The organism is Stappia sp., from assembly GCF_965276915.1.
Classification (GTDB): domain Bacteria; phylum Pseudomonadota; class Alphaproteobacteria; order Rhizobiales; family Stappiaceae; genus Stappia.
Map to the genome: position 1 here is coordinate 3555370 of NZ_OZ255709.1, position 26814 is coordinate 3582183.

At 63.1% G+C, this 26814-nt stretch carries 27 protein-coding genes and 3 tRNA genes; 11 read left to right on the top strand and 19 right to left on the bottom strand.

The genetic code is table 11. From position 1 onward, the window contains the following. Positions 1–24: 24 nt before the first annotated feature. The gene (locus ACQY46_RS16400) at positions 25–1041 is read right to left on the bottom strand and encodes an amino acid ABC transporter substrate-binding protein (RefSeq protein ID WP_428697087.1); all 1017 of its coding nucleotides are present in this window, start codon (positions 1039–1041) and stop codon (positions 25–27) included. A 316-nt stretch (positions 1042–1357) separates the two neighbouring features. Between ACQY46_RS16400 and metC the strand changes: the two genes are divergently transcribed. Then, a complete protein-coding gene (metC, locus tag ACQY46_RS16405; protein WP_428697088.1) occupies positions 1358–2536 on the top strand; it encodes a cystathionine beta-lyase in 1179 nt (392 codons plus the stop codon). Positions 2537–2615: 79 nt separating this feature from the next. On the opposite strand, the gene ACQY46_RS16410 is transcribed toward metC, so the two are convergent. Genes ACQY46_RS16410 through ACQY46_RS16425 form a run of 4 tightly spaced genes read right to left on the bottom strand, consistent with a single transcriptional unit; the run spans position 2616 to position 6434 of the window. Beyond that, positions 2616–2930: a lipid-A-disaccharide synthase N-terminal domain-containing protein gene (locus ACQY46_RS16410; RefSeq protein WP_428700511.1), complete on the bottom strand. Its 315-nt coding sequence runs from the start codon at positions 2928–2930 to the stop codon at positions 2616–2618. An 8-nt stretch (positions 2931–2938) separates the two neighbouring features. Beyond that, a complete protein-coding gene (locus tag ACQY46_RS16415) occupies positions 2939–3715 on the bottom strand; it encodes a glycosyltransferase family 2 protein (RefSeq protein ID WP_428697089.1) in 777 nt (258 codons plus the stop codon). Beyond that, the gene (locus tag ACQY46_RS16420; protein ID WP_428697090.1) at positions 3712–4701 is read right to left on the bottom strand and encodes a phosphatase PAP2 family protein; all 990 of its coding nucleotides are present in this window, start codon (positions 4699–4701) and stop codon (positions 3712–3714) included. The genes ACQY46_RS16415 and ACQY46_RS16420 overlap by 4 nt, the downstream gene beginning before the upstream one ends. Further along, positions 4698–6434 carry an ArnT family glycosyltransferase gene (locus ACQY46_RS16425; RefSeq protein WP_428697091.1) on the bottom strand — a complete coding sequence of 579 codons (1737 nt, stop codon included), beginning with the start codon at positions 6432–6434 and terminating at the stop codon, positions 4698–4700. The genes ACQY46_RS16420 and ACQY46_RS16425 overlap by 4 nt, the downstream gene beginning before the upstream one ends. 240 nt (positions 6435–6674) lie before the next feature. Here ACQY46_RS16425 and ACQY46_RS16430 point away from each other — a divergent pair, with 240 nt between their 5' ends. Both ACQY46_RS16430 and ACQY46_RS16435 read left to right on the top strand, forming a co-directional pair. Then, on the top strand, positions 6675–7496 hold the full coding sequence (locus ACQY46_RS16430) for a phosphodiesterase (RefSeq protein WP_428697092.1): 822 nt from the start codon (positions 6675–6677) through the stop codon (positions 7494–7496). A gap of 416 nt (positions 7497–7912) precedes the next feature. Further along, positions 7913–10057 carry a putative bifunctional diguanylate cyclase/phosphodiesterase gene (locus ACQY46_RS16435; protein ID WP_428697093.1) on the top strand — a complete coding sequence of 715 codons (2145 nt, stop codon included), beginning with the start codon at positions 7913–7915 and terminating at the stop codon, positions 10055–10057. Between the two features lie 29 nt (positions 10058–10086). On the opposite strand, the gene ACQY46_RS16440 is transcribed toward ACQY46_RS16435, so the two are convergent. Then, positions 10087–11568, bottom strand: coding sequence for a methyl-accepting chemotaxis protein (locus ACQY46_RS16440; protein ID WP_428697094.1), 1482 nt, complete (start codon positions 11566–11568; stop codon positions 10087–10089). Between the two features lie 416 nt (positions 11569–11984). After that, on the bottom strand, positions 11985–12998 hold the full coding sequence (locus ACQY46_RS16445) for a 1-aminocyclopropane-1-carboxylate deaminase (protein ID WP_428697095.1): 1014 nt from the start codon (positions 12996–12998) through the stop codon (positions 11985–11987). Positions 12999–13141: 143 nt separating this feature from the next. On the opposite strand from ACQY46_RS16445, the gene ACQY46_RS16450 reads away from it, so the two are divergent. Then, positions 13142–13621, top strand: a complete 480-nt coding sequence (locus ACQY46_RS16450; RefSeq protein WP_428697096.1) for an Lrp/AsnC family transcriptional regulator — start codon at positions 13142–13144, stop codon at positions 13619–13621. 15 nt (positions 13622–13636) lie between these two features. Here ACQY46_RS16450 and ACQY46_RS16455 read toward each other — a convergent pair whose 3' ends face one another. After that, positions 13637–14494: a LysR family transcriptional regulator gene (locus tag ACQY46_RS16455; RefSeq protein ID WP_428697097.1), complete on the bottom strand. Its 858-nt coding sequence runs from the start codon at positions 14492–14494 to the stop codon at positions 13637–13639. A gap of 98 nt (positions 14495–14592) precedes the next feature. On the opposite strand from ACQY46_RS16455, the gene ACQY46_RS16460 reads away from it, so the two are divergent. Further along, positions 14593–15021 carry a VOC family protein gene (locus ACQY46_RS16460; RefSeq protein WP_428697098.1) on the top strand — a complete coding sequence of 143 codons (429 nt, stop codon included), beginning with the start codon at positions 14593–14595 and terminating at the stop codon, positions 15019–15021. Positions 15022–15231: 210 nt separating this feature from the next. Next, the gene (msrA, locus tag ACQY46_RS16465) at positions 15232–15738 is read left to right on the top strand and encodes a peptide-methionine (S)-S-oxide reductase MsrA (protein WP_428700512.1); all 507 of its coding nucleotides are present in this window, start codon (positions 15232–15234) and stop codon (positions 15736–15738) included. Positions 15739–15759: 21 nt separating this feature from the next. Here msrA and ACQY46_RS16470 read toward each other — a convergent pair. From ACQY46_RS16470 to ACQY46_RS16505, 8 genes are all read right to left on the bottom strand, one after another. Then, positions 15760–15836: transfer RNA gene (locus ACQY46_RS16470), tRNA-Arg, on the bottom strand. A gap of 86 nt (positions 15837–15922) precedes the next feature. Then, positions 15923–16228: an ETC complex I subunit gene (locus ACQY46_RS16475; RefSeq protein ID WP_428700513.1), complete on the bottom strand. Its 306-nt coding sequence runs from the start codon at positions 16226–16228 to the stop codon at positions 15923–15925. A gap of 350 nt (positions 16229–16578) precedes the next feature. Beyond that, a tRNA-Pro gene (locus ACQY46_RS16480) sits at positions 16579–16655 on the bottom strand. Positions 16656–16802: 147 nt separating this feature from the next. After that, on the bottom strand, positions 16803–17768 hold the full coding sequence (locus tag ACQY46_RS16485; protein ID WP_428697099.1) for a GGDEF domain-containing protein: 966 nt from the start codon (positions 17766–17768) through the stop codon (positions 16803–16805). Further along, entirely contained in the window at positions 17746–18267 is a 522-nt protein-coding gene (locus ACQY46_RS16490; protein WP_428697100.1) for a methanogen output domain 1-containing protein, read from the bottom strand. Before ACQY46_RS16490 ends, ACQY46_RS16485 begins: the two co-directional genes overlap by 23 nt. Before the next feature lie 233 nt (positions 18268–18500). Further along, positions 18501–19046: a DUF192 domain-containing protein gene (locus ACQY46_RS16495; RefSeq protein WP_428697101.1), complete on the bottom strand. Its 546-nt coding sequence runs from the start codon at positions 19044–19046 to the stop codon at positions 18501–18503. A 13-nt stretch (positions 19047–19059) separates the two neighbouring features. After that, positions 19060–19644: a cold-shock protein gene (locus tag ACQY46_RS16500; RefSeq protein WP_428697102.1), complete on the bottom strand. Its 585-nt coding sequence runs from the start codon at positions 19642–19644 to the stop codon at positions 19060–19062. A 134-nt stretch (positions 19645–19778) separates the two neighbouring features. Further along, positions 19779–20045 carry a hypothetical protein gene (locus ACQY46_RS16505; RefSeq protein WP_428697103.1) on the bottom strand — a complete coding sequence of 89 codons (267 nt, stop codon included), beginning with the start codon at positions 20043–20045 and terminating at the stop codon, positions 19779–19781. Here ACQY46_RS16505 and ACQY46_RS16510 point away from each other — a divergent pair. Further along, the gene (locus ACQY46_RS16510) at positions 20044–20484 is read left to right on the top strand and encodes a VOC family protein (protein ID WP_428697104.1); all 441 of its coding nucleotides are present in this window, start codon (positions 20044–20046) and stop codon (positions 20482–20484) included. The two genes, ACQY46_RS16505 and ACQY46_RS16510, sit on opposite strands and share 2 nt — an antisense overlap. 174 nt (positions 20485–20658) lie before the next feature. Then, positions 20659–20734 (top strand) — tRNA-Glu (locus ACQY46_RS16515). Here ACQY46_RS16515 and ACQY46_RS16520 read toward each other — a convergent pair. After that, positions 20694–21257, bottom strand: a complete 564-nt coding sequence (locus ACQY46_RS16520; RefSeq protein ID WP_428700514.1) for a tyrosine-type recombinase/integrase — start codon at positions 21255–21257, stop codon at positions 20694–20696. The genes ACQY46_RS16515 and ACQY46_RS16520 overlap by 41 nt on opposite strands. Here ACQY46_RS16520 and ACQY46_RS16525 point away from each other — a divergent pair. Continuing rightward, on the top strand, positions 21138–21569 hold the full coding sequence (locus ACQY46_RS16525) for a hypothetical protein (protein WP_428697105.1): 432 nt from the start codon (positions 21138–21140) through the stop codon (positions 21567–21569). The genes ACQY46_RS16520 and ACQY46_RS16525 overlap by 120 nt on opposite strands. Positions 21570–22367: 798 nt before the next feature. On the opposite strand, the gene ACQY46_RS16530 is transcribed toward ACQY46_RS16525, so the two are convergent. Together ACQY46_RS16530 and ACQY46_RS16535 are read right to left on the bottom strand one after the other, a co-directional pair. Continuing rightward, positions 22368–22625: a hypothetical protein gene (locus ACQY46_RS16530; protein WP_428697106.1), complete on the bottom strand. Its 258-nt coding sequence runs from the start codon at positions 22623–22625 to the stop codon at positions 22368–22370. Positions 22626–23005: 380 nt separating this feature from the next. Further along, on the bottom strand, positions 23006–23746 hold the full coding sequence (locus ACQY46_RS16535) for a hypothetical protein (RefSeq protein ID WP_428697107.1): 741 nt from the start codon (positions 23744–23746) through the stop codon (positions 23006–23008). A gap of 190 nt (positions 23747–23936) precedes the next feature. On the opposite strand from ACQY46_RS16535, the gene ACQY46_RS16540 reads away from it, so the two are divergent. Next, entirely contained in the window at positions 23937–24188 is a 252-nt protein-coding gene (locus ACQY46_RS16540; RefSeq protein WP_428697108.1) for a helix-turn-helix domain-containing protein, read from the top strand. Positions 24189–24545: 357 nt separating this feature from the next. Further along, on the top strand, positions 24546–26519 hold the full coding sequence (locus ACQY46_RS16545; protein WP_428697109.1) for a hypothetical protein: 1974 nt from the start codon (positions 24546–24548) through the stop codon (positions 26517–26519). Positions 26520–26814: the final 295 nt, after the last annotated feature.

Genomic DNA, 26814 nt, shown 5'->3' on the forward strand with positions numbered 1-26814 from the left:
CCGGGCCGATTCAGTCCTTGCGGATCAGCGGATCGGCGGTGCGTACTGCAGGCCACCCTTCGACCACAGCGCATTCACGCCGCGGGCGATGCCAAGCGGAGTATCCGGACCGACATTGCGGTCGAATGTTTCGCCGTAGTTGCCGACATGCTTGATGATGCGCGCGGCCCAGTCGTTGCTGAGGCCGATGGCCTCGCCGAACTGGCCTTCGACACCCAGAAGACGACGGATGTTCGGGTTTTCGGAGGCCTTCATCTCCTCGACATTGGCCGAGGTGACACCGAGCTCCTCAGCATTGAGCATCGCGTTGTGGACCCACTTCACGAGGTTGAACCACTGGTCGTCGCCCTGGCGCACTGCCGGCCCGAGCGGCTCCTTGGAGATGATCTCCGGAAGCACGATGTGGTCGCCCGGATTGGTAAGCTGCAGGCGGATCGAGTAGAGGCCCGAGGCGTCGGTCGTGTAGACGTCGCAACGATTGGCGTCGTAGGCGGCGTTGACCTCCTCGAGCTTCTCGAACACCACCGGCTTGTAGTCCATCCCGTTGGCCTTGAAGTAGTCCGTCAGGTTCAGCTCGGTGGTGGTGCCGGTCTGCACGCAGACCGAGGCGCCGGACAGCTCGAGCGCCGACGAAACGTCGAGCGACTTGCGGACCATGAAGCCCTGGCCGTCATAGTAGTTCACGCCCGTGAAGTTGAGGCCGAGCGTCGTGTCGCGGCTCATCGTCCAGGTGGTGTTGCGCACCAGCACGTCGACTTCGCCGGTCTGCAGCGCGGTGAAGCGCTCCTTGGCCGTCAGCGGGGTGAACTTGACCGCGTTCGGATCGTCGAAGATAGCCGCGGCGATGGCGCGGCAGGTGTCGACATCGAGGCCGTTCCACTCGCCCTTGTCGTCCGGAGCGGCGAAACCGGCAAGACCGGTGTTCGAGCCGCACTGCAGGAAGCCCTTGGCCTTCACATCATCGAGCGTCGCAGCGGAAGCGGCGGTGGCGGTCAAGCCAAGCGCCGCGCCGAGCACGATCGGAAGGAATTTATGCGTCATGGTTATGCAGCCTTCTCTTTTGCCCTGTTTATTCTGGGTTTTTTCGAGATCACGCGTCTGGGATACAGGATGCGACCATGGTGTGCAGACTCCGCCCCGATCAACATCAAGAAGCAGTGTCGACACTGGAATACCCCCTCCCGGCGTCTTCGCGATCTTGGTTTTTCTGTGATCGTCGAAGATACCACCGTCATCTCATGGGTGCATTCGATGGCATTTATCGCTATGGGTCAAGAGGCCGACGCACAGTAAGGCACGATTTGTGAAAAACTTTTCGCAATGCGAAAATCCAGCCAGAAGCTCCGAAAGGATCCAGATGTCCGCGTCCCAGTCCAACCCGGCGCGAGGTCTTGCGACACGCCTGACGCATGCAGGCCGAACGCCGGAAGATTTCCATGGTTTCGTGAACCCGCCGGTGGTTCACGCCTCGACAGTCCTCTTCCCCGACAGCAAGACAATGCTGACAGGCGCGCAGCCCTTCCATTACGCGCGACGCGGCAATCCGACCACCAACGCCCTTGAGGACGCCGTCACCGAGATCGAGGGCGCCGCCGGTGCCAGGCTCGCCCCGTCCGGGCTCGCGGCAATCTCGCTCGCCCTGCTCTCCTGCCTGTCTTCCGGCGACCACGTGCTGATCACCGACAGCGCATATGGTCCGACCCGCAATCTCGCCGAAACCACGCTTCGGCGCCTGGGCATCGACGTCGACTATTACGACCCGACCATCGGCGCGGGCATCGCCGCCCTGTTCAAGCCGAACACGAAGGCGGTGATGACCGAGGCCCCGGGGTCGCTGACCTTCGAGATGCAGGACATTCCGGCGATCGCCGAGGTGGCGCATGCCGCCGGCGCACTCGTTCTGATGGACAACACCTGGGCGACCGCCTGCTTCTTCCGCGCCATCGAGCACGGCGTCGACCTGTCGATACAGGCCGGAACCAAATATCTGGTCGGCCACTCGGACGCGATGCTGGGCACCGTCGCCGCCAGCCCCCGTGCCCTTGACGGGCTGATCGAGACCTATGGCGCGCTCGGCCTGCATGTCGGGCCGGACGATGTCTTCCTCGGCCTGCGCGGGCTGCGCACCATGGACGTGCGCCTGCGCCATCACATGGCCAGCGGCCTGGAGATCGCGCGCTGGCTGCAGACGCGGCCCGAGGTCGCGCGGGTCCGCCATCCGGCACTGCCCGAAGATCCGGGCCATGCCATATGGAAACGCGATTTCACCGGCGCCTGCGGCCTCTTCGCCTTCGATTTCACCGACAGCGTCAGCCTCGAGCAGAGCCACGCCTTCCTCGACGCGCTGAAGCTGTTCGGGCTCGGCTACTCCTGGGGCGGGTTCGAGAGCCTGGCGATCCCCGTTCGCCTCAAGGGTGCGCGCACGGCAACGCCCCTGCCCGAGGGCGGACCGGGCATCCGCCTGCATATCGGCCTGGAGGATGTCGCCGACATCCGCGCCGACCTGGAAGCGGGCTTCGCCGCCCTCAAGGGCTGAAACAAAAAGGGACGGCGCCGGCCCGCGCCGTCCCTTCCCCGCTTTTCATCGGCCTTGCGGGCAAGCCCCTGGCGGCGTTTCAGATGCTGGGGTCCTTGCGCTTCTCGCGGAAGATCAGCCAGAGATTGCGGAAATAGATCACAAGCCCCAGTCCCTGCCCGGCGATGAACACCGGATCGCCCGCCTGGATCGCGTAGACGAGCAGCAGCCCGCCGCCGGCGACGGAAAAGAACCAGAAGGCGACCGGCACGATCGACCGGCCGACCCGCTCCGAGGCGATCCACTGCACCACGAAGCGCATCATGAACATCGCCTGGGCGACGAAGCCGAGCGCCACCCATCCGTCGAAGCGCTCGATAAAGACCAGATAGAGCCAGGCGAGAAGATCGTTCAGCACGGCGCTCACTCCTTGCCTGTTGCCACACTCGTCGGGACCGAACCCGAGAAGCCCGCGATCGGCGTCACCTGCGGCACCTTGCGGCGGCGCCGACGCAGCCACCAAACGCCATAAAGATCGAGGATACCGATCAGCGCGCGGTCGAAGATCCCGTATTTTGAACTGCCATGCCGGCGTTGCCGGTCGACGATATCGACATGGGTCACGCCATGCCCCTCGCGCAGAACCAGCGCCGGCAGGAAGCGGTGCCAGCTGTCGAAATAAGGCAGAAGCAGAAAGACCTCCCGCCGCACTGCCTTCAGCCCGCAGCCGGAATCGCGCGTCTGGTCCCGCAGCAGCCGGCCGCGCAGCCCGTTGGCAAGGCGCGAGGCCTGGCGCTTGGCCCAGCTCGCCTTGCGTCCGGTGCGCTGCCCGGCCGCCAGCGCCACGCCGGGACCGGCCGCCTCAAGCGCTTCGAGCAGCGCCGGAATATAGGCAGGATCGTTCTCGCCGTCGCCGTCTATGGTGACGACGATGCGCCCGCGCGCGGCATGCAGCCCCGAGCGCACCGACGCACTCTGTCCGCAGGCCACCTCGTGACGCAGCCCTCGCAGATAGGGGGCCTGTTGCGCGAGTTCCGCCAGATAGCCGGCCGTGCCATCGCTCGAACCGTCGTCGACGACAATGATCTCGAAGAGCCGGCCATCAAGCGCGACGGAGATCTCGGTGATCAGCTCGCCCAGGTTGTCGCGCTCGTCCTTTGCCGGGACGATGACGGAAATATCGGGCTCGGCGGCACTCATTTGTGTGTGTCCTGAATGTCATGCCGCGCCTCGGCGGAAGGCGTGGGGATGGGCGTGCCCGCGATCGGGCGCTTTCCGGTCAGTGCGCGCAGCAGCGCCCTGGCACCGAGCCGGGCTCCTGTCCGGCCGATGATCGGGCGGATGCTGCCGGCATCGTCGAAGACAAAGCCGATGCGCCGTCGCGCCATCCAGCGTCCGACGACCAGCGCCACGCTCATGCCCAGCAGCGTGCCGGCGATCACGTCGCTGGGATAATGCGCCCCGACCATGATGCGGCTGAAGGCGATCCAGAAGGCGCACACGATGATCAGCCAGCGGTAGGTTGGAAAGATCAGCGCCAGCGCGGTGGCATAGGCGGCGACCGTCGTGGAATGGCCGGACGGAAAGCTCGTATAGGCACCTTTGAAGGCGAACACGTCGAAATGCACCGGGCCGACCATCTCGTAGAGCTTTGGCCGTGCCCGGCCGAGCACCCATTTCAGCAGCAGAACGGCAACACCGCTTGCCGCCACCGCCGCGAAGATGTAGGCGGCGAAGGTCCACACGGTGCCAAGCGCCATGCGTATCCGGAAGCGCATGGCGTCCCAGTCGAGCGCCAGCGTCAGCAGGCAGTAAAGACCGGTGCTCCACAGGATCCAGTGCCCCTTGCCAAGATCCGTGATCGCCGAGAAGGCCGCCTTGTACTCCTGCGGCAGCGAACGCAGCCAGGGATAGGTCGGGATATCCAGCGCGATGACGGCAATGCCGACCGTCAGCAGCAGCACCGCCAGGACATCCTGCGGCCGATGGCCGGGCGGCAGCGTCCGCGTCGCGCTGGCGACCCGCGCATTGCGCCCGTCCACCAGCACCTTCATGCGCGCCGCGTTGGCCCGGGCCCGCTCGAACGCGCGCCGCAGCCGGGCCGGCAGCCTCGATGTCACCGGCTCCCCGCCCTGACCGGCGCTGTCGGTCGCGGTCACGTCACTGTTCTTGTCGGTCTCGCTCATTCGTTCAGGTCCGTGGCCCGGTAGATGCCGAAATCCAGTTTCTTGCCGCCATTGATGTTAAAGCCCTGGATGCGCGTTGCGGGAACCGCCTTCGCGCGCCCGCTCGCGGCCAGCGCGGCGAGGAAGGCAGCTTCCTCGCGTGCCTCAACGACGGCGATCCGGCAACGTCCGGTCCCGCCTGCCTGCGACACCTCCAGAAGGAAGGCGGCCGTGTCCGCAGCCGAAAGCGGTCGCGTGTCAGTGCCTTGCAGGAAAATGTAGCTCGGCTCGTTGAACCCGCTATTGGCAACGAGCGGATCCGCACACCCTGCGACCGTGCCGACTTCCGCGGCAAGTCGCGGGCTGATCCACATTGGCGACAGGCTCGGCAAGGTGAACCCCCAGGTCGCGACGATCAGCAAGAGGCCGGCAGCAAGCGTCGGCGGCAGGGCGGCGGCGGCCGCGCCCCGCGCCAGCCGGCGCATCGCCGCAAGTGCCGGCAGCAGCGCAAGCACGGCGATCATCGCGCCAGGAGGCGATGGCCAGGTGCCCAGCACCGGCCCGGCCGCGAAATTCGCCACGACGACACCCGCCACCGGCACGGCCAGCAGTCCGGCAGATGCGTAGCGCCACGCCTTCGAGGGCATTTGCTCAGCGTCTCCCGACTGCCGCGAAAGCAGCACGGCGGCAAGCAGCGCAATCGTCGGCAGCAGCGGCAGCGTGTAATGGGGAAGCTTCGTCGCCGTCAGCTCGAACACCGCCCAGGACGGCAGGATCCAGCACAGGGAAAACAGCACAACCGGGCTCTTCACCGACCGCATCAGCATCGGCAGGGCCAGCACGGCGAATGCCGGCAGCGGCCAGAAGGTGACCAGCGCTGCGGCCAGATGTGTGAGCGGCGGCGCCCCGTGGCTCTCCTGTCCGCTGCCGACCTTGGCCAGAAGGTCCTTGCCGATCGCCTCGTCGAAGAAGGCGCCGTCGGTCTGAAGATAGATCGCGACAAACCAGGGCAGCACCATCAGCGCGAACGCGATGCCCCCCTTTAGCGGATAGAGCCGCTTCAGCCAGGAAAGCTGGCGTTGCACCACGCAAAGAGCAACAAGCGCCAGACCGACGACCATCGGGCCGACCGGCCCCTTGATCAGCACGGAAAGCGCCAGAGCAACCCAGAAGACGGCGGCAAGGCGCGGGTGGCGTCCGCTCTCGCGGTCGAGCCAGATGCGCGCCAGCGCGCCCTGCGCCGCCAGGATCGTGGCAAGCAGCATCGCATCGGTCTTGGCCAGCCGGGCCTCGACCCCGAGCAGCAGGGTCCCCGCGACAAGCGCGCCGGCAAAGAAGGCGGCGCGCGGGCCGGCAAAGGCCCGCGTGCACCAATAGGTCAGGAGCACGGCGAGGATCGCGCCGATCTGCGAGGGCAGCCGATAGACCCAGATGGGGGCCTTCGAGCCCAGGCCGCTTGCCTCGACGGCGGCGGATTGCAGCCAGTAGATGCCGACCGGCTTCTTGTGCCGGGCCTCGTCCTGGAAACGGATGTCGATGAAATCGCGACTTTCCACCATCTGTTTGGTGGCCTGGGCGAAACGCGGCTCGTCCCGGTCGAGCGGCGGCACCTGCGCAAGACCGGGCAGGAAGAAGGCAAGCGAAAGCGCGAGCAGCATCAACGGTGCGATGCCGCGATGCCCGACCGTCCGCAACCAGCGCGCACCGGGCCCGGCGAAAGCCTCTGTGGATTGCCCGGCAGTCGTTTCGCTCATGTCAAATTCGCCTGCTACTGCGGCCTGCCACGGCAAGCGCCAACACCCCCGCGCGCTTCCTACATGAGCGCGCGCGAAAGGGAAACCTTCCGCGCGCATCCCGCAACCATTCTGTTGACCCCGGGCACCGGCTCCACGCATCCGGAACCCGGTCGATGCTTTCTTCCCTCGCCTGTGCCGGACAGTTTCGCTAAATCAGGACACTGCGCCGGCATGTGCCGCCCCAAGACGGAGAGACCGATGACCCTGATCGCACAGATCACCGACCTGCACATTCGCCCGCGCGGGCTTGCCTGCTACCGGGTCAGCGAAACCAACATGCTCGCCCGGCGCGCCATCGAGGCGCTCAACGCCTTCGACCCGCAGCCCGACGCCATCGTCGTCACCGGCGATCTCGGCGACGCCCCGGATGAACGCGAATATGCCGGCGTTCAGCGCCTGCTGTCCCGGCTAAAGGCCCCGGTCTACGTGCTTCCCGGCAACCACGATTCCGTCAAGCTTATGCGCGAGAGCCTGAGCGGGGTCGGCCCGATCCACGAGGGCGAGAACGGCAAGATGCACTATGCGGTCGATATCGGCGATGTTCGCCTGGTCGCCCTCGACAGCGCCGTCCCGGGTGCCCCGCATGGCGAGCTTGGCGAGGCCCAGCTCGCCTGGCTTGATCGCACGCTGGCCGAGAACGACCGCCCGACGCTGGTTGCCCTGCACCACCCGCCGGCGCTGACCGGCATTGCCCACATGGATCGCATCGGCCTGAAGGATGCCACCGCCTTTGCCGGCGTCATCTCGCGTCACGGCCACGTGGCACGCGTCATGTGCGGCCATATCCACCGCACGATCATCGCGGCAGTCGGCGGAACGGTGATGACGCTGGCGCCCAGCACCGGCCATCAGGTCCATCTCGACATACTCGACAAGGGCGAGGGCGAATTCATCATGGAGCCGCCGGCCTTCTTCATGCATCACCACACTCGTGACAGCGGTGTGGTCAGCCATCTCGCCTATGTTGAGAAATTTGCCGGCCCCTACCCCTTCTTCGCCGACGAAGGCGTCAGCTTCTAGCGTCTTGAAGGTGAAGTTCGCTTCGATGGTTGCGGCAAGCCCGGGAGCAAGCTTCGAATTCGGGTAACAGCAGATGAACTCAGGTCCGGTTGCCGCGCCAGGCGGCCGGACCGTCCGCCTCACTATGAGAGATGACAAGCCCCCGGCCGCGAAGGTTTCGAACGGCCTCCGCTCTTTAACCATCGGCAAAAAACCCTTTCGACAAGTTTATATTAATTTTCGAATGGTTTTAAGTATTGCACCGCGTATACCATACTCTGATCTCCCGGTGGACGACGGTAGAAATATCAATTTCCATTAAGCCGAAGTTGGAACTACACTTTTACGTATACGACAGACGTCTGACTCGTCAGCGTCGTCGCCGGCCGATGCGTTTCATGGGCAGGAGGGGCGACGCAAGCAACCGGACAGGGATATTGAAACGGCCGCCGGCGCAGCTCCGACCGACACGACGCAGCGCTGCCAGGGCGCGGGCCCTGGACAATCCGGCTGCCCGCCTGATGCTGGCCAATCCCCTGCCCTTCGTCGTCATGCGCGTGTCGCGCGGGCCGGACGGAACCTATGTCGTGGACTATATCAGCGAGAGCTGCGCCGAGGTCTGGGGTCTGGATCCCCAGGACGTCGGCGAAGACCTTGGCAGGCTCTGGTCACGCGTGCATCCCGACGATCTGCCGCATGTGATCGACCGGCTGCGCGGCGGCGCCCGCACGCGCGAAGAATGGACGGCGACCCTGCGGATCGACATCGGCAATGGCCGGGAAAAATGGGCGGTCGGACGCGGCCTGCCCCGTCACGACCTGCCCAACGACGCCTGGAACATCACCATCACCGACGTCACCGCCCAGATGCAGGCCTATGCGGACCTGCATGCGAGCGAGGCCAGGTTCCGTGCGCTGGCAGAAAACATCCCCGGCGCCATCTTCCGCTACCGGCTGCGCAAGGACGGCGTGCACCAGATCTTCGACATGACGCCAGGCTGCGAGAGCATCTGGGAACTGCCGGCGGAGGCGATCAACAGCGACCCGACGCCGATCTGGAACATGATCCATCCCCAGGACGTGCCGCCGATGATGGAATCGGTGCTCGAATCCGCCCGCAGCCTGACCCCCTGGCACTATATCTGGCGACTGACGACCCCCTCCGGCAAGTTCAAATGGCTTGAGGGGCGCGGCCAGCCGCGCCGCGAGGCAAACGGAGAAACCGTCTGGCACAGCGTCATCCTCGACGTCACCAACCAGCGGCTCAAGGACGAGGAAATCCGCCGCCTCGCCGAGCGCGACGAGCTCACCGGGCTTGCCAATCGCGCCCTTTTGCGCCATCGCCTGGACGATGCGTTGCGCCAGCGGCTGGAGGATGGCCGCTCCGGCGCGCTGATCCTCCTCGACCTCGATCATTTCAAGGACATCAACGACACGCTCGGGCACGATGCCGGCGACCGCTTCCTGCGCGCCACCGCCGCGCGGCTGGGCGAATGCGTCAGCCCCTCCGACATCGTCGCGCGGATCGGCGGCGACGAGTTCGTCGTGGTTCTCGGCCAGGCCGAGGACGAGGACACGGTCCGCAGGGTGATCGGCCGCATCAGTGCGCGCCTGTCGCAGGATGTCCGCATCGAAGGCCGCGACCTGTCGACCAGCGTCTCGCTTGGCGCGGTGATTTTCCCCCGTGACGGCCAAACGCCCAACACGCTCTTGAAACATGCAGATATTGCCCTGTTCGAGGCCAAGGCTGCGGGCCGGCAGACCTACACGTTCTTCTCGCCGGCACTGAGCGCCGTGCGCGAGCGTCGCAGGCGCCTTGCCGAGGCGTTGCGCGCGGCCATTGCCGCCGACGAGCTGTGCATCGCCTTCCAGCCGATCGTCGAGGCGAGCAGCCGCCTTCACAAGGGCTTCGAGGCGCTCGCCCGCTGGACGCTGGACGGCCAGCCGATCTCGCCGGCCGAGTTCATCCCCCTGTCGGAGGAGACAGGCCTCGCCGTGCCCCTCGGCCTTGTGCTCCTGCGCCGCACGCTGCGCCTTGCGCGACTGCTCTCCGATGCCGGATTCGACCATGGCACGATCTCGGTCAATGTCTCGGCCGCGCAGCTGCGCGAACCCGACTTCGCCGCCACCGTCGCCGCAATGCTGAAAGAGCACGGGTTGCCGGCCGAGAGGCTCGAGGTCGAGGTGACGGAGACCGTCATCTTCGGGCGCTTTGCCGAGCGCATTGCCCTGACCCTGCGCGAATTGCGGCGACTTGGCACCCGCATCGCGCTGGATGATTTCGGCACCGGCTACGCCTCGCTCGCCCACCTGAAGCGCATCCAGGTGGATCGGCTGAAGATCGACCAGTCGTTTGTCCGCGATGTCGAGACCGACCCTGACGACGCCGTCATCGTGCGCACCGTCATCAGCCTGGCCAAATCGCTTGGCATGGATGTCGTGGCCGAAGGCATCGAGACGCTGGAACAGCTCGCCTTCCTGCAGGAAAACGGCTGCGACCTCGCCCAGGGCTACCTCTTCGGCCGCCCGACCACGAGCGAGTCCGACATCCGCACCTATCTCGGCAACGGCATCACCCACTGACGACTGCGGCGGGAGACGGCCCGGGGCCGCTATCTGGCAAGGACGGTGGCCGCCTCCTTGGTCGTCTTGAAGGCGACGTCGATCTGCGTCACCGCATCCCCGATCTCGGTGATCGAGCCGGAAATCGCCCCCACCGCCGCCGCGACCTGATGCATGCTTTCCGACATGCCGCTGGTGACAACACTCTGTTCCTCCACCGCGGACGCGGCGGCGGCCACCTGACCGAAGACCGTATCGACAGCCCCGCGAATGTTTTCCAGCGTCATCACCACGTCGCTGGTGACGGTCTGCACGCCGTCGATCTCGCGGGCGATCTGGTCGGTGGCCTTGGCCGCCTCCCCGGCGAGGTTCTTCACCTCGCTGGCCACCACGGCAAAGCCGCGGCCGGCCTCGCCGGCGCGCGCCGACTCGATCGTGGCATTCAGCGCCAGAAGGTTGATCTGGCCGGCGATATCCTGGATGAGGCCAACGATCCCGCCCATCGCCGTCGCCGCGCTGACGAGCTTCTCGGTCGCCGCCTCGGCCGCCTTCGCATGCTCGGCGGCACTTTCGGTCGCGACGCGGGATCGGGACATGTTCTGGGAGATTTCAGCAATCGAGGCGGCCAGCTCCTCGGCGCTCGAGGCCAGCGCCTGCACGTGGTCGGAGGTCTGGTCCGCGGCCCCGGCCACGGTTTCGGCCTGCCTGTCGGTGCGCGACAGCGCCGTCTCCACGTCCGCGAAGTTCTTGTGAATCAGCTCCTGCAGGTTCTGCAGCAGCTTCATCTGCGCGGTGATGTCGGTGGCGAACTTGATGATCTTGTAGGGCTTGCCGTCAGGCGTCAGGATCGGGTTGTAGGACGCCTCGATCCAGATCTCCTTGCCGTCCTTGCCGTAGCGACGGAACTGTCCGGCCTGGAACTCGCCGCCGCGCAGCTTCCGCCAGAACTCCCGATAATCGGCGCTCTTGCGATAGTCGTCATCGACAAACATCCCGTGATGGTTGCCGACGATCTCCTCCAGCCGATAGCCGACCGCTCCCAGGAAGTTCGGATTCGCATCCGTGATCGTTCCGTCCAGGTCGAAGGAAATGACGGCGCTGACCTTGTTGATCGCCTCCACCTGCCCCTTCATCTCCGCCGCCTCGATCGTCGCGGACGTCACGTCGGAGGCAAACTTGATGATCTTGAGGACGCTGCCGTTCGCGGCCAGGATCGGATTGTAGGAGGCCTCGATCCAGACGACGACGCCCTCCTTGTCGAAGCGCTTGAACTGCCCGGCCTGGTATTCCCCGCGCCCCAACCGCTTCCAGAAATCGCTGTATTCGGAGCTCCTGGCGTAGTCCTTGTCGACAAACATCGAATGGTGATTGCCGATGATCTCGTCGAGCCTGTAGCCGAGCGCGTCGAGAAAGTTCTGGTTGGCGTCGAGAATGGTTCCGTCAGCGGAAAATTCGATGCGTGCCTGTGACTTGTCCAGCGCAATGCGAATGGCCTCGGATTCCGATACCTTGCGCCCACCAAAGCGAAACATGGCTTTTCCTTTCGTCCAAAAGACGAGCCTGGATTAAATGATCCCCCTCCCCGGCATCCTTTGAACTGGAATGCTGCCCTATCACAACTTAAGAGAGATATTTATAACTTTCAATTAACTGCAAAAAACCGATTTTCTTTCAATATGATAGTGATTCCCCCTAAGCAAAATCACGATCGTTTCGCGCAGAATCGCTTCCGGAAGAAGCTCCTTGGAAGCTCCCAAGATCGGCATGAACCCCTACGTTTTCCGGAACTCCACGTCGCGTTCGATGTCGCCCGCATACCGCATCTGCCATCACGGCACAGGCTGCTGCACGGCAAGCTTCCATCCCTTTTGTCGAAATCACCCTCAGGTTGTGCTCATGGCGAGTATCGAGGCAAAGGCGACCGGTGATGACACCGGCCGCCCTGTCGTCAGCCGTTGCGGAACGTGTAACCGTAGCCGTTCAGGGCCGGAGCGCCGCCGAGATGGGCATAGAGCACTTTCGATCCTTCCGGGAAATAGCCCTTCCTGACGAGATCCATCATGCCCTGCATGGATTTGCCCTCATAGACAGGGTCCGTGATCATTCCCTCAAGACGGGCGCAGACGCGGATCGCTTCCTTCGTCTCCTCCGACGGCACGCCGTAGAGCGGATAGGCATAGTCCTCGACGAGCACCACATCGTCCTCGCTCAACGGCTGGCCCAGCTCCACCAGATCCGCCGTACGCCGCGCGATCTCCAGAACCTGGGCCTTCGTCTGCTCGGGTGTTGCGGATGCGTCGATGCCGATCACCTGGCGCGCGCGGCCGTCCGCGGCAAAGCCGACCAGCATGCCGGCATGGGTCGATCCGGTCACCGTGCACACGACGATATAGTCGAACTTGAAGCCGAGTTCCGCCTCCTGCGCGCGCACCTCCTCGGCGAAACCGACATAGCCGAGCCCGCCATACTTGTGCACCGAGGCACCGGCGGGGATCGCGTAGGGCTTGCCTCCTCCTGCCTCCACATCCGCCAGCGCCTCTTCCCAGCTCTTGCGGATGCCGATGTCGAAGCCCTCGTCGACCATCTGCACGTCGGCGCCCATGATCCGGCTCAGCATGATGTTGCCGACCCGGTCGTAGACCGCGTCCTCGTGCGGTACCCAGCTTTCCTGCACCAGCCGGCACTTGAACCCGATCTTGGCCGCAACGGCGGCGATCATGCGGGTGTGGTTGGACTGAACGCCGCCGATGGAGACGAGCGTGTCCGCGCCGCTCCGGATTGCATCGGGGATGATGTACTCGAGCTTGCGAAGCTTGTTGCCGCCATAGGCAAGACCGGAATTGCAGTCCTCGCGCTTGGCATAGATCTCGACCTTGCCGCCCAGATGCGCGCCAAGACGGTCGAGCTTCTCGATATGGGTCGGTCCGAATGTCAGCGGATAACGTTCAAATTTGTCCAGCATGTCTGTCCTCGGCAGGAGTGTTCGATGCCGAAAACGCTAGCAATTCAGCTTTGAAATGTACTCTCTAAATCAAGGTACTATTCGAGATGAAGTTGATGTATTATGAGTATGATTGAGTTCACAGCGTCATTGATCCGGAAAAAATGAAAGATTCCACCAAATCATCCCTGCTCGACCGAACCGATCTCAGGATTCTGAAGCTCCTGCAGGAAGACGGGCGCCTGACCAATGCCGACCTGGCGCTGCGCACCAACACCTCTCCCGCCACCTGCCACCGTCGCACCCAGAGGCTGCTGGCCGAGGGGTACATCCCGCAGGTCCGCGCCATGGTCGCCCCGGACAAGGTCGGTCGCGGCGCGCTGGTCATGGTCGGGGTGGTGCTCGACCGATCGACACCGGAAAGCTTCACCGAGTTCGAGCATGCCGTGCGCAAGCTGAGCTTCGTGCTCGACTGCCACCTGGTGGCCGGGGATTTCGACTACTTCCTCAAGATCCGGGTGCGCGACATGGCGGATTTCAACCGGCTGCACGGCGAGAAGCTGATCGCCCTGCCCGGCACCCGCCAGACCCGCACCTTCTTCGTGATGAAGGAAGTGATCGACAACGCTCCGCTCGACTTTTGAGGCGCAAGCGACCCCTCACAGTGCTTTCCGGCACTCTCCGATCATCAGGGCAACGACCTCGTCCCGCGCCATCGGGCCGGCAACGCCGATCTCCCGCGCGAAGTCCGGAGCATCCAGCGACACGGTGCGGACCTTGCCGAAATAGCCCATGTAAGCCTCTGACTGCGGTACGATCGCCACGCCCAGTCCGTTGGCGACCATCGTCAGCAGCGCCGGAATGTCGTCGAGTTCGGCCCAGTCACTGACGCTTACCCCCTGCTGATCGAGGAATCTCTCGACCTGGCGTCCGCCGAAGGAGTGGCGGCTGTATCTAAGGAACGGCCGGGTCGCGGCGCTCGTCCGCCAGTCCGTGTCCGGCCAGTCCCGCGGGACGGCCAGAACGAACGGCTCCCGCACCAAGGGTTCCCAGCCGACATCCTGCGGCAGGCCAAAACCCGGCCGGATGATCACCGCCAGATCCAGTTCGCCGGCATCGAGCCGGTCCAGCAGGTCGAGCGACAGACCCGGGATCACTTGCACCCGATATCCCGGGCAGGCCCGATGGAACCCGGTCAGCGCCCGGCGCACCAGCGTCGGCTGGGTCGAGACGATCGCCCCGATGCGCAGGCATCCGTGCTGTCTGGAAAGGTCCATGGGCTCGGCCAGGCTGTCGGCCAGAGCCAGCAGTTCTCCGGCGCGCGCAAGCACCCGTCGCCCGGTTTCGTTCAGCGTGGCGGAACGGCCCGTCCGGTCGAACAGGCGCTGGCCGAGCTTCTCCTCCAGCCGCTTCATCTGGCCGCTGACGGCAGCCTGCGTCAGGCCGATCCGCTCGCCCGCCGCTGCAAAGGTGCCGTGCCGCGCCACGGCGACGAGGGTCTTGAGTTCAGAGATCATTCATAAGCTTTTGTTTTCCTCAGCCTCACAACATACAGTTATCAATGATGAGTGGGCGTTGATAGGGTGCCGCGATCGATTCATTTCAGGAGCTGACCATGACGGACCGTGCCATTCGCCCCTTCCACCTCGCTTTTCCGGTCGACGATCTCGAGGCCGCCCGCGCCTTCTACAAGGGGCTTCTCGGCTGCCGCGAGGGCCGCAGTTCGCCCCACTGGGTGGATTTCGACTTCTACGGCCACCAGATCGTTGCCCATCTCGCACCGGAGGAAACCGGCAAGGGCGCGACCAGCGCGGTCGACGGACACGGAGTGCCGGTGCGCCATTTCGGCCTCGTGATGGCGATGGACGAGTGGCAGCAGATGGCCGACCGGCTGACCGCGGCCGGTGTCGACTTCGTCATCGAGCCCTATATCCGCTTCAAGGGACAGCCCGGCGAGCAGGCAACGATGTTCTTCACCGATCCGGCCGGAAACGCGGTCGAGCTGAAGGCGTTTGCCAACATGGACCAGCTCTTCGCAACTTGATCGGAGCGCCAGACCCCGCCGGACAGGAACATCCCTCGCCCGGTCCGGCCGGGCCGACACAGGCACAAGCACAGGGACTGGGACAGGGACAAGGCGGGACGGGCATGATGCCCGCTGCCTTCCCACCCGGCCGCCTTGCCCTATACTTGAAGGCGTGCCCGACGCTTGAAAGCGTTCGGGGACCTTCCGCAAACTTCTGGAGGACGCATGATGAACGAGCGCGCTGTTCTGGCCGGAGGCTGCTTCTGGGGCATGCAGGACCTGATCCGCGCCCTGCCCGGTGTCCTTGCGACCCGCGTCGGCTATACGGGCGGCGATGTGCCGAATGCGACCTACCGCAATCACGGCAGCCACGCCGAGGGGATCGAGATCATCTTCGATCCGCAGGTCACGAACTATCGCAGGCTGCTGGAATTCTTCTTCCAGATCCACGATCCCACCACCCGCAACCGTCAGGGCAACGACATCGGCCCGTCCTACCGTTCCGCCATCTACTACACGTCCGACGAGCAGCAGCGGATTGCGCAGGACACGATCGCGGATGTCGAGGCGTCCGGTCTGTGGCCGGGCAAGGTTGTGACCGAGGTCGAGCCGGTCGGGGATTTTTGGGAGGCCGAGCCCGAGCACCAGGACTATCTGGAGCGCTTTCCCAACGGCTATACCTGCCACTTCCCGCGAGCCGGCTGGGTTCTTCCGCGCCGCGACGCGGCCGAATAGGCGGATGGGGCAGAGGAAAACTGGCGACCCCGGCAGGACTTGAACCTGCGACCATCGGCTTAGAAGGCCGGTGCTCTATCCAGCTGAGCTACGGGGCCGTCGGCGGCGCGGCGGCGGGAAGCCGTCCGCGGCGCGGGCGCGCGACCGGCAAGGCCGCGCGGTCAGGACTGTTCGAACCGGACGCTCAGTGCGTCCAGGGCATGTAGCGGTCGTACTTGAAATTGTCGGAATAGGCGATCTTCGGCACGCGGCGCTCGCGCTGGATCTCGACCCGGTAGGCGATGCCGTTCTTCTTGGCATAGGCGATCGCCTCGTCCTGCGTCTCGAAGCGAAGCCGCACCTGCTGCTTCATGTCGGTGGAGGACGTGTAGCCCATCAGCGGCTCGATGGAGCGCGCCTGTTCCGGCACGAATTCAAGCACCCAGTCATGGGCCTTGCCGCGACCCGACTGGGTGGCTGTCTTCGCCGGGGAATAGATGCGTGCGACCATGGTCAGAACCCTTGCTCGGAACATTGCGCCGGCAGGGTCCGCTTTCGCGAAAGTCCCGAGACGCGACACCATCGGCATCCTCGCACTGTTCCCGCGCGCGCTGCCGCTCATCCCCGGTTATTCATTGGTTCGCCGGCCGAAGTCAACTCGGCAAAGCCCTCGATCCTGGGGATTCGGCCGCGGTCGGCGGCGCGATCTCTCCGGTGCGACAAAAATCGCGCAGAATCACGACAAGTTTTCGAAAATTTCTGCCCGGAATTGTCGAGATTGTTCGAAAATGACGGGATCCGGAGCGGGCTCAAGCGAGCGTACCGCTCCGCGGTTCCCGTTCCCTGGCCGGAACGAGTGGTTGGTCGGGGCAGCAAGATTCGAACTTGCGACCCTCTGCTCCCAAAGCAGATGCGCTACCAGGCTGCGCTATACCCCGGACCTTGGAAAGATGCGGTGTATCGGGCTTCGCCCCACCGCGTCAACCGGGAACGAACAGGGAAAACAAGGCGCAGGCATGGCAAATGCAGACCTTTGCTCGCCGGTGGCAGGCGTCGCCGGCCGCACGATACGCCGAACAACCGGATCAGACTTCCCGGCTGATATGTTTCATATCGTACATCCGCGCTTCCGCCGCGCGCAGCACCGTGTCGAAGCCCGTGTTCGGATCGCTGATACCGTGCAGGCCGACCGAAGCGGAGGTCGCAAGAAGGCAGGGCGGACCACCGTCGGGCGGGCGCCAGCGCAGCGGTTCGCGGATCTGGTCGCTGATCTCCTCGACGCGCTCGCAAATGTCGTGGCTGGTCGCCCCGGCAAAGGCGATCATGAATTCGTCGCCCCCCATCCGCCCCACGATATCGGTCTCTCGCACCGCCCGTTTCAGCACCCGTGCGACCGACCGGATCGCCGCGTCACCTGCCAGATGGCCGAACCGGTCGTTGATCTGCTTGAAATGATCGAGATCGATATAGACAAAGGTGACGCAAGGACAGGCTTCGCCGATCTGGGCGATCAGCGCCGTCGCCTGGATGCGGAACTCGATGGCGTTGAGCAGGCCTGTCATGCGGTCGGTGACCGACAGCCTCTGCAGGCGCCGGGCCTCGTCGCGCAGCTTGCGCTGTTGCTCGAGACTGTCAGCCAGCCGCTCGCGATGTGCCGCCACTTCCTGCGACGCGGCGAGGAACTTTGCGGCCAGCGACTTGCTCTGGTCCAGTTGCAGGATGGCGAGCGGCGTTTGCAGCCCCGGAATGCCGGCAAGCCGCCAGCCGAAAAAGGTCAGCTTCGCCCCGCAGGTGCCCTCGAGCCCGATGAAGGCCGGCGTGGACGCACGGAAGGCCCGCTCCATGCGCTCCTCGACGAGTTCGCGTGGCAGGCCGGTCAGGGCAAAGACCCCGTCCTGCGACAGGTCGCCGAACCGCTTGACGGCGAGCCGGTTGGAAAAATGCACGCGCCCATCGGGATCGATGACCAGCGTCGGCTTCGGCATGTTCTCGATGGCGATCCGTACCCCATCGAGCATCAGCCCGGTTTCATGCGAAAAACTCGTATCCATCCATATCGGCCTGTGGCCTGAGATGGACACGGACGCGGCATCCGGCATGCCCGGTAGCAATTGCTTCAAGGATTTCGACATGCGCATATCCTGAGGCCCTCGATACGATCCGTCCGAAAACATTGGTTGTCATCATGCAAAGCGATGGTCGCCCGACAACCTGCCGGGCAAAGGGGCAATGTCCGTTGACGAGGCAGATTTCGTCTTCGGTAATCGACTCGATCCGGAAGCTTCCGCCGATGCGGGCCTTCAGATCGACCAGGATGGCGGCAATCGTGCCGACATCCAGTTCGCGGCGACCAAGCGCCATGCTGTACTTCCGGGAAAGCTCGTCGCCGATCTCCCCGCCGACCACGCCGACGAACGAAGCCGCATCCTCCAGCCCGACAACCTCTTCCAGGGTATTGGCGAGCGTGCCAATGACTTGCTGAAAAAATCCGGTCTGATTCAGATCGACATCGCAGCCGGCAACACCGGCAGGCCCTTTCCCGTCATCCATGCGTTTTCCTTGGTCTGCACGCCCCGGCGCGATCCGTCCTGACGCCAGAACTCAAGGAACCATAGTTCGATTCGTATTTTCCGATAGCGACACTACGCTGAATCGGAAAACGATTCGCTCCCTGAAAGCGCGTCTTCAGGGCCCTGAAAGGCCAAAATAACGGTGCCATAACGTTGCACTGACGAATGCGGCGATGTTCGGGCCGATCAGGTGCGGGAGCTTCGCACCGGCGGTCAGTCGGCAGCCGCGGCCTTGATGGTGGCGCTGGTCGCCATGTCGCCGGGCGCTATCCCGAGGGCGGCGCTGGTGCCTGCCGGTACCTCGAGAACAAAGCGCACGACCTCCCGGGACGGCACCAGGTCTTCCGACAGCGGCACGGTATCGGCGGCGATATGGGCAATTCGCCCGGTGCGGTCGATGAACAGCATGTCGAGGGAGATCAGCGTGTTCTTCATCCAGAAGGCGACCTCGCGGTCCTCCTTGAAGTCGAACAGCATGCCGGCATCCGACGCGAGATGCTGCCGATGCATCAACCCGAAGGACCGGGCCTGCGGCGTGTCGGCGATCTCCACCTCGAAGCGGTGCACTCCGGAGGCCGAGCGGATCTCCAGCGGCTCTCGCACCAGTTCATCGCCCTGTCCGGCCAGACCTGGCATGGACAGGAACGCAAGCACCAGCATGGAAAAGCACAGGAGAAGGAATGTCCCGGCACCCCAGGCGGAACGTCCCCGGCGGAAGCCGACGGAACGCGGATGCGCGATGAGTGCCAGGTTCGTCAAGCGGGGTGGCCGCTCAGTGCGAGGACGGGATATGGACGCCATCCCCGTCAGGCCGGATCTCGGCCGCCATGCGCCCCTTCGGCCCCTTGCCGAAGCGCACCATGACTGTCTGTCCGGGCCGCAGCTCGGTAATGCCGAAACGGCGCAGGGTTTCCATGTGGACGAAGATGTCTTCCGTTCCCTCGCCCTGGGTCAGGAACCCGAAGCCCTTGACACGGTTGAACCATTTGACTGTGGCTCGCTCGTAGCCACCTTCCGGGGTGACCTGGACATGGGTGCGCGAGGGCGGCAGCTGAGAGGGGTGAACGGCGGTCGACTCGTCCATCGACAGGATACGGAACGCCTGCAATCCGCGGGACCCGGGCACCACCTCGCAGACAATGCGAGCGCCCTCATAGGCCGTGCGGAACCCGTCGCGTCTCAGGCACGTCACGTGAAGAAGGATATCTGGCTGGCCGTCGTCGGGAACGATGAAACCGTATCCCTTCGCCACGTCGAACCACTTGATCGCCCCCGCGACCACCGCAAGCTCAACGCCGGGATCCTCCGATCCTGCGTCACGCGCCGCCACGACAGGCTTTGCCCCCAAGTTCTTCATAGTCCTGCCTCTGATACGCCGTAAGCTGGATCCGTGAGCGCAAAACCGTGATACCGTCGATTCCGCGAGCCAAGGATAGCATCCCGAGAGGCCGGAACCAGTCAATTTTGCGAAAAAGTGCCATGGGCGCTTTCTTAACCAAGTTTGTCGGCCTTCAAGCGATTCGCAAAGCCCAACAATGCTGTTTTGGCTTTCAGTGTGCCGATTTTGTTCCGTCGGGATTGATGTCGCGGCCGAAGGTCATATTGTTTGACGGCGAAGGCGGGGATCGCGAAGCCCGGCCAGCGGCCCTTCCCGGCCGGCGGCGCCGGGTTCGGTGGCACTTGCGCCAAAGTCACGCCCTCCCGCCCGGCGGCAACAGCCGTTCCACCCCGGACATACTGGAAAAACGAGGTTTTCATGCGTTACCTGCACACAATGGTCCGCGTCCGCGACATTGACGAGTCGCTCGACTTCTATTGCAACAAGTTCGGTCTTGAGGAAGTGCGCCGCCATGAAAGCGAGGCCGGCCGCTTCACCCTGATTTTCCTCGCGGCACCCGGCGATGCCGAGGCCGTGCGCAACGGACAGGCTCCCGCGCTGGAGCTCACCTACAACTGGGACCCGGAGGAGTATGACGGCGGCCGCAATTTCGGCCATCTCGCCTATGAGGTCGACGACATTTACGCCACCTGCGAGAAGCTTGCGGCAGCCGGCGTGACCATCAACCGTCCGCCGCGCGACGGCCGCATGGCCTTCATCCGTTCGCCGGACAATATCTCGATCGAGATCCTGAACAAGGGCGGTGCCCGGGAGCCGAAGGAGCCATGGGCATCCATGGGCAACACCGGCAGCTGGTAACACGCCGCAAGACGATATCTCCGCCGGGCGCATCGAAAGACCTGCCCGGCGGGCGCTCCCGTCCTTTGCACGGGGCCCGGCGGGGCCGGTCGCCGGACCTGTGGATGACGCACCATCTACCCTCTTGCCGACCGCGGCAAACCTGCTTATAACCCGCGCACATCGACCGACCGGGCGCCCATCGTCTAGCGGTCTAGGACGCCGCCCTTTCACGGCGGAAACACGGGTTCGAGTCCCGTTGGGCGTACCACATCGCTTATCTGCGCAAGTTTTTTCAATACGTTATCGGTACTTTTGCCTAACCGCTCATCTGGGTTAGGCGATTTGAGATCGAACGCACCGGCCATTTTCGCCATCGCAGTCTGTGATAATCGCTTTTGTTCCGCTGCCTTAGTATAGGTCAATATCTCCTCTATCTTCGTGTGGCCGGTGACGGCCATGATCTCATGCGCGCTGGCGCCCGCGTCTGCAAGCCTGCGGCAAGCGGCCTTGCGCAGGCCGTGGGGTGAGGCCTGTGCTTCAATCCCGGCATCACGCGCCGCCTCGCTTATAAAGCCGGTGAATGCCTTCTCGGAACGCGGCTGGCCGTAGGCGGTGATGATAAAGGTCGGGTCGGTAAGCGGCCTCTCCTTGAGGAAGCGCCATAGCTCATCATGGATCGGAATGCTCAAGTCCACGCCGGTCTTGCTGGCCACGATCTCGATTCGGTCATCGACAATATGCCGCCAGCCAATCCGCACGGCATCCGATCGCCGCAGCCCCGTGTACAGCAGGATTTCCATGGCCAGTCGCTGCGGCGTCCCCTCGTCCCAGTGGGCACGGAAGGAGGCAATGTCAGCCTCGCTCCACGTGCGATAGCCGACCGACTTTTTGCGAATGCGCATTGCCTCCTTAACTGGATTGCCGGTGACGAGGCCGACCGCTCTCGCGAACTCAAACAATTGATGCAGGCGTTTGCGGAGATGAACTGCCGATCCAGGCGACATGCTGGCAAGAACGCAGTTGACGTCTTGCGTCCGCATCCCGGCCAGCGGCAAGTGACCGTAGTCATTCCGGAATCGCTCCAGCGTATTCCGGTACGTTGATTGTGTAATAGATGCTAGTGACTTGAATTCTGCGCTTACATAGTAGGCTGCGATGGCCGCCGAAACCGATCGCGTCGGCGCCCCTGAAACCTTGGCAACCGCCTCGCCCTCCATCGCCTTATGGTAGGCAATCCAGAACGGCTCAGAGTACAGCGGGCCAGGCAGGGGCACCTGCGGTTGACCAGGGCGGCGTAAATAGATTCGCAGCTTGCCGTGTCGATCTTCGTAGGCATTCACGTATTTTGGCTTGCGGTACCCAACCAATGCGCGTCCCATGCATTTAACTCATTGTCATTGCCTGTTTCGATCAACTTGCCGTCAAAAATCGCGTCCAGGTCGTGCCGATCGTAAATTTGCACTCCGAACAAGTCTTTTGGCGCTGGAATCCGTCTCGCCGCCCGCTCCTTATCGAACTGCGAAGGCGAAATGCCGAGATAGGCTGCGGCGGAAGCCCGCCTCAACCCACGCGGCCAGCGCTCACACGTTTGCGTCACGCATTCGCCCTTCCAACTCCTAGCGCGCAGTGCAAGGCATCAACGTCATCAGGGCCGGCCGCCTTGTCCATAACTTCGATCGCCCGTCCAACCCCCGATCGCCTGCCTATCCAGGAGGCTTGGAGCCGGTGAAGCCCCAAGCCAGAAGCGGTAGTCCGCACCACCTCAGGATCATGCTGGACCCAATCCTCGCGTGCCGCATGCTCCTCGCGCAGACGGAACTGGCCCTCGATGGAGGTTTCCCACTGGTTGCCCGATGAGTAGCGGGCGTAGAACGCAGTGCGATGCATTGGAGCTTTCTCCTCTATCCTTCTTCCTTGCTCTTCCGACCGTGGCTCTCTGCCTCTTCCACCGGGCGCCTATTGTCATTTGCCACCTGCAAGGCCTCGAAGCGCTCGCGGGCGATCTGGCGACCGATCAGTCGGGTGACGCTCAGAACCACCCGACCCACCCGCTGCCAGGGTGCGATATCGGCGTCCTCGACATTGGCATGCTCCGGTCCGGAATTGTCGTTGGCCGGCTGATCGGTGTCTTCCCGTTCGAACTTGGCTTCGTCTTCCATGCCATTCTCCAACACGCTGTGCGTTTAGGCAGGAAATACGGGCAATCGGCGGGTTCAAAGCAGAATCTTCATCGTGTCGTTCTGGCGGGTACATAAAGGTGCATAGGGCGTTGTATGTTCTGGGAAGCTCTCATCGCCAATGCCGCTTCCTCGTGTCACTGCGGGCGAAGCGACCACTGCTCGCCCTCACGCGAGAACCAAGGTCGAGCGCATGCATAGCGATTACTAGGCCCGTTCATGATCGGCAGACGGCTTGACGAACACTTCAAACCAGAAGCGGAAGTCTGCCTCCCGTAGGGCATTGCGGCCACCTCCTCAGGATCGGCGAGGTCCAGTGAGTTCGGCATCGAGGGCGTCAGGTTTTTGGCGGGCCCAGGCCTTCAACTCCCGTCCGGAGCCTTCCTGACCCGAACGCTGCAGCCGTCCCTATGGCGGCGCTGATACGGCCCCTTACGATCGCTGCCCGGCATGAAAGCATCAGGCTGCAGCCTCTGCCCGATGCGGACGACATCGACGAGCACCGAGCGCACCTGTGGCCAGGGAAAGTCGGAGCAGTTTTCCCCACTCTCGCCCTCGTGCAGGATGGCATCAAGCTTACCGGCCACGCCAGAAAGCGAGGTGGCGGGCGTGTGGGTTAAGCTATCGAACACGCCCTGTTCGTGGTCGGACGCCTCCTGCTCTTCCCGTTTGGCGGAGGAATAGCCGATCTGAGCATCGGCCGCCGCCCAGCGCGCCTGATGGGCGGCGAGATCGGCTTCGGCCTGGGAGCGAATGTTGGCCAGCGCGGGATCGTCGCCCAACAGCTCCTCGATGTCCCCAAGCCAGGAGACGGTGACGTCTTCGCCCGGCAGATGGACCTGCGCTTGAGGGAACCCGACGCGGCCGACCAGCTTCGTTTCCAAACGCTGCTGCTTGCGGCACAGGGCGGCGGTGTGGAGATACGCGGCTTTCCACTCGCGCCAGAGCGAAAGCGTCGGGTCGAAGGACGAGTTGCTGGCCAGCACGCCGGCAATCGCCGCCCCGTCTTGCAACGGCCACGCTGCCGTTGTCGCTATCGTTCCCTTCAGCAAACGCCTGCGGGTGACGGAAGGCAGAGTCGTGGTATCGTCCGAATCATCCATGATCCGAGCTCCCTTACAGCTTGGGTTGTGGTCAGGCCGATCGCGATGCGTCAACATTGCGTTCGGCCGCTTTAAATGCTGGTTGCGCGCGCAAAGTTGCAGTGCGAACGCACTCAGAATCGCGGACTACCCTACGTGAACTTTGCCATAGATTCAATGCCTGTGGCATCAAATGATACTCAGAGTCCATATGACAGTCACGAGTGAACAGTTACGAGCGGCAAGAGCGCTGCTGCAATGGGACCAGAAAACTTTAGCCGCCGTGTCCATGGTCTCTCTCGCAACCATTAAGCGGCTTGAGCCGAATTCCGGGCCGTTGAAAGCCAACAAGGTGACGATTGAAGCGCTTCGGAGAGCACTTGAAGCTGCTGGCGTAGAGTTCATTTCACAGAATGGCGGTGGTCCAGGCGTTCGGCTGGCGCGGCCGATTAACAGCGAGTGATCATCTGAGCGGAACGGGGTTAGCCTTTCAGCGAAGGAGACCTTGGCCATGCTCGCGGGAAATGACGGCTTAGCGCCTTCACGTTGGACGTTCAGGTTGGTGAGACCGAACCTCGAAAGCAGCCGTTAAGCCGCGACGCCGTTCACGTCTGAAATGGGGTGGATTCCCGAATGTCGGGTTTTGAGCGACTCAGTCGGTAAAGCGGTCACTCCGGTGGTCACCACATTTCGGCGGTTAGGCGCACCTATTGCGGTCATTCAACAGGGTTAAGATTGGGTGTAAGAGCAGTCACTTCAATAGACTTTTGCTGATAGCGGGAGCCTTCTACAAGACGGAGGGATCGAATAGTGTGGTCAGATGTTGCACAAAGATGATCACAAGCTTTTCGAGGAATATTTCCTGAACGCCGAGAAGAGCCGCTTCGCCGACCCGCGTCCGCCCAGCGAACTTCTAGCAGTTGCAGAGGGTGGCCTAAATGCAGCAGATCTCTGGCGATTGTCGCGCTCAATTCAGATTGCGGCCTCAGCAGGTCTGATGTCTGAAGCAGTTGCCATCACGTTGGGCATAGTGAGCAAGGATGTGTCCGGGGATCGATATGCCGGTTTCGACCACCCAGAGGCGTGGATAGAAGCGATATGCTGGGCGAAGAAGCAGCCTGACTTTCTTAAGGAGCCGTCATGGACCGAGCGGGTCGCTCATGTTGGCAAGGCTGCGAGTCGCCTGATCAAACGAGGATACAGAATCGAAGCTTCGGCATTCGGACCATACGCATCGCCGGAAACCGTCAAGCAAATCTGCAATCAGATTATCTCGCTGGTGAAGCTCTTAGGGGGCGCTTCCTGCGCCCAGCAGATTTTTCGGGTACTGGTTGAGAGCAAGGCTGTCCATGACGGGTTTTTCATCTTCGGCAATAGGGTCTCATCAACGCCAAGAGAGTATGCGCCGGCCTATCCATGGGGCTGGCTCCTAACACTTGCCATCGCGAACCTCGGCTCTCCGGGCAGCGCAAACAAGCCAGAGGTTGCTTGGAAAACGCTGACGGATTTGGCGAGAGATTTTGCCGCCATCCACGACTGCCAGCGATACAGCCAGTACGAGCAGATGGCTCGGATTCCGCCAGAGGAGTTCGAGCGGGTTCTGCGGGAAAGTATCACATGGCGCGAGCTGTTTTCGCTTCCGCAGGCGCCGCAGCTCATCGTGATGAAAATCAGCGATGCTCTGAAGGATTGCCTGAAGCCGGTGGACGAGGAAAAGCTCGGGTTCAAGTTAGTCGATCTACTGAACGAGCTGCGGCTCCTTCTCGTTCAGAGTCACGATACCGAACTTCGGCTATTCGCATCCGGGCCAGTCCGTGCTTCGCACCCGATCCTTTGGCGCGAAGCCCTCGGCAACAAAGACAAGGTCAACCCAGGCTATAAGGAACCGGCAGACAGTCACCACCGAAACCAGGACAGGTTTCTGATCTTCGAAGCAACGGACAACAGCGTCGCCTTGCTGCCACGTCCGCTGGCGGTCAACGCTGCCTGCGAGATGCTGTTCAGGCTGATCTGGCGACGGTTACCCAAATCGCGAGCTGCCGAAGTTACGGGGCAGGTGCTGGAATTGGCGATTGCGGCCGCCTGCCGCGAGAAGTCGCCACCCATTGTGGCGCCGGATGTATCCTACGAACGCGACAACCAAGTGTTTCAACTTGACGTAGGCACGCGGGACGAAAGCGCGCTCGTGCTATTCGAGACGAAGGCCAAGTCGCTCACCGCCAAAGCACGCTCGGGGATCATCTATTCGGGATTTATCGACTACGCCGATAGTTTCCTCGCGATACTCAAGCAACTGGTCCGCCACGACTTCTATCTTCGCAAGACTGGTCTGCCGCCCCTGACTTCCGGTGACGAAAAGATGGAAGACCTCAAGGTCTTCAAGGTGGCTGTTTCTCCGCTGAGCTACGGTCCGATCATGGACCGGTTGCTCACCGCCACTGCCATGCCGGCAATCCTGGGCCGAAAGTTCGGTTCGGTTAGCGCTAAGGCCGAAGATGTGAAGGCGATTGAGGACTTCAACGCGGCAACAACCGAGATTCTCGATCGGCTCGCCAAGGTCGCGCCCACCAATGACCAAGGAGAGCTCGATTTGTTCCCATACTTCATCGATGTCTATTGGATGGACCTTGGCCAGCTCCTCTATGCCCTGGATCGTGCGCCGTCCGTTTCTGCCGCATTCCGTCCGCTACAGCACCTCACGTTCGGGACGAGAGATTTCTGGACCGAGATAGCGTTTGCTGACAGCCAGCTCTTGACGGGCAGACATGGCTGGCGGCAGCCAAAAGGGGGGTAGCTGATCATCTACTCGAATCCTATCACCGCAAGCCGCCAGTCCGCTTCTGGCCGCAGTTCCAGCCGTCCGTTTGAGCCGAACGAATGGCAGGTTCTGGGATGCAACGAAACCATCCCAGAAGACCGCAATGGGGTCGGCTGCAGAACGGCAGCTATCTGCGTGACTGCTGCCAAGACCTGACAGTCCAGTTTACAGCACCAAACACAACATTTCGAGATCGGCTTTGGCGAGGACGGCTGCTGGCGCGCAACTGACGCGTCCAAAGAGCAGGACCGGCAGCAGCCATCCAGTAAGG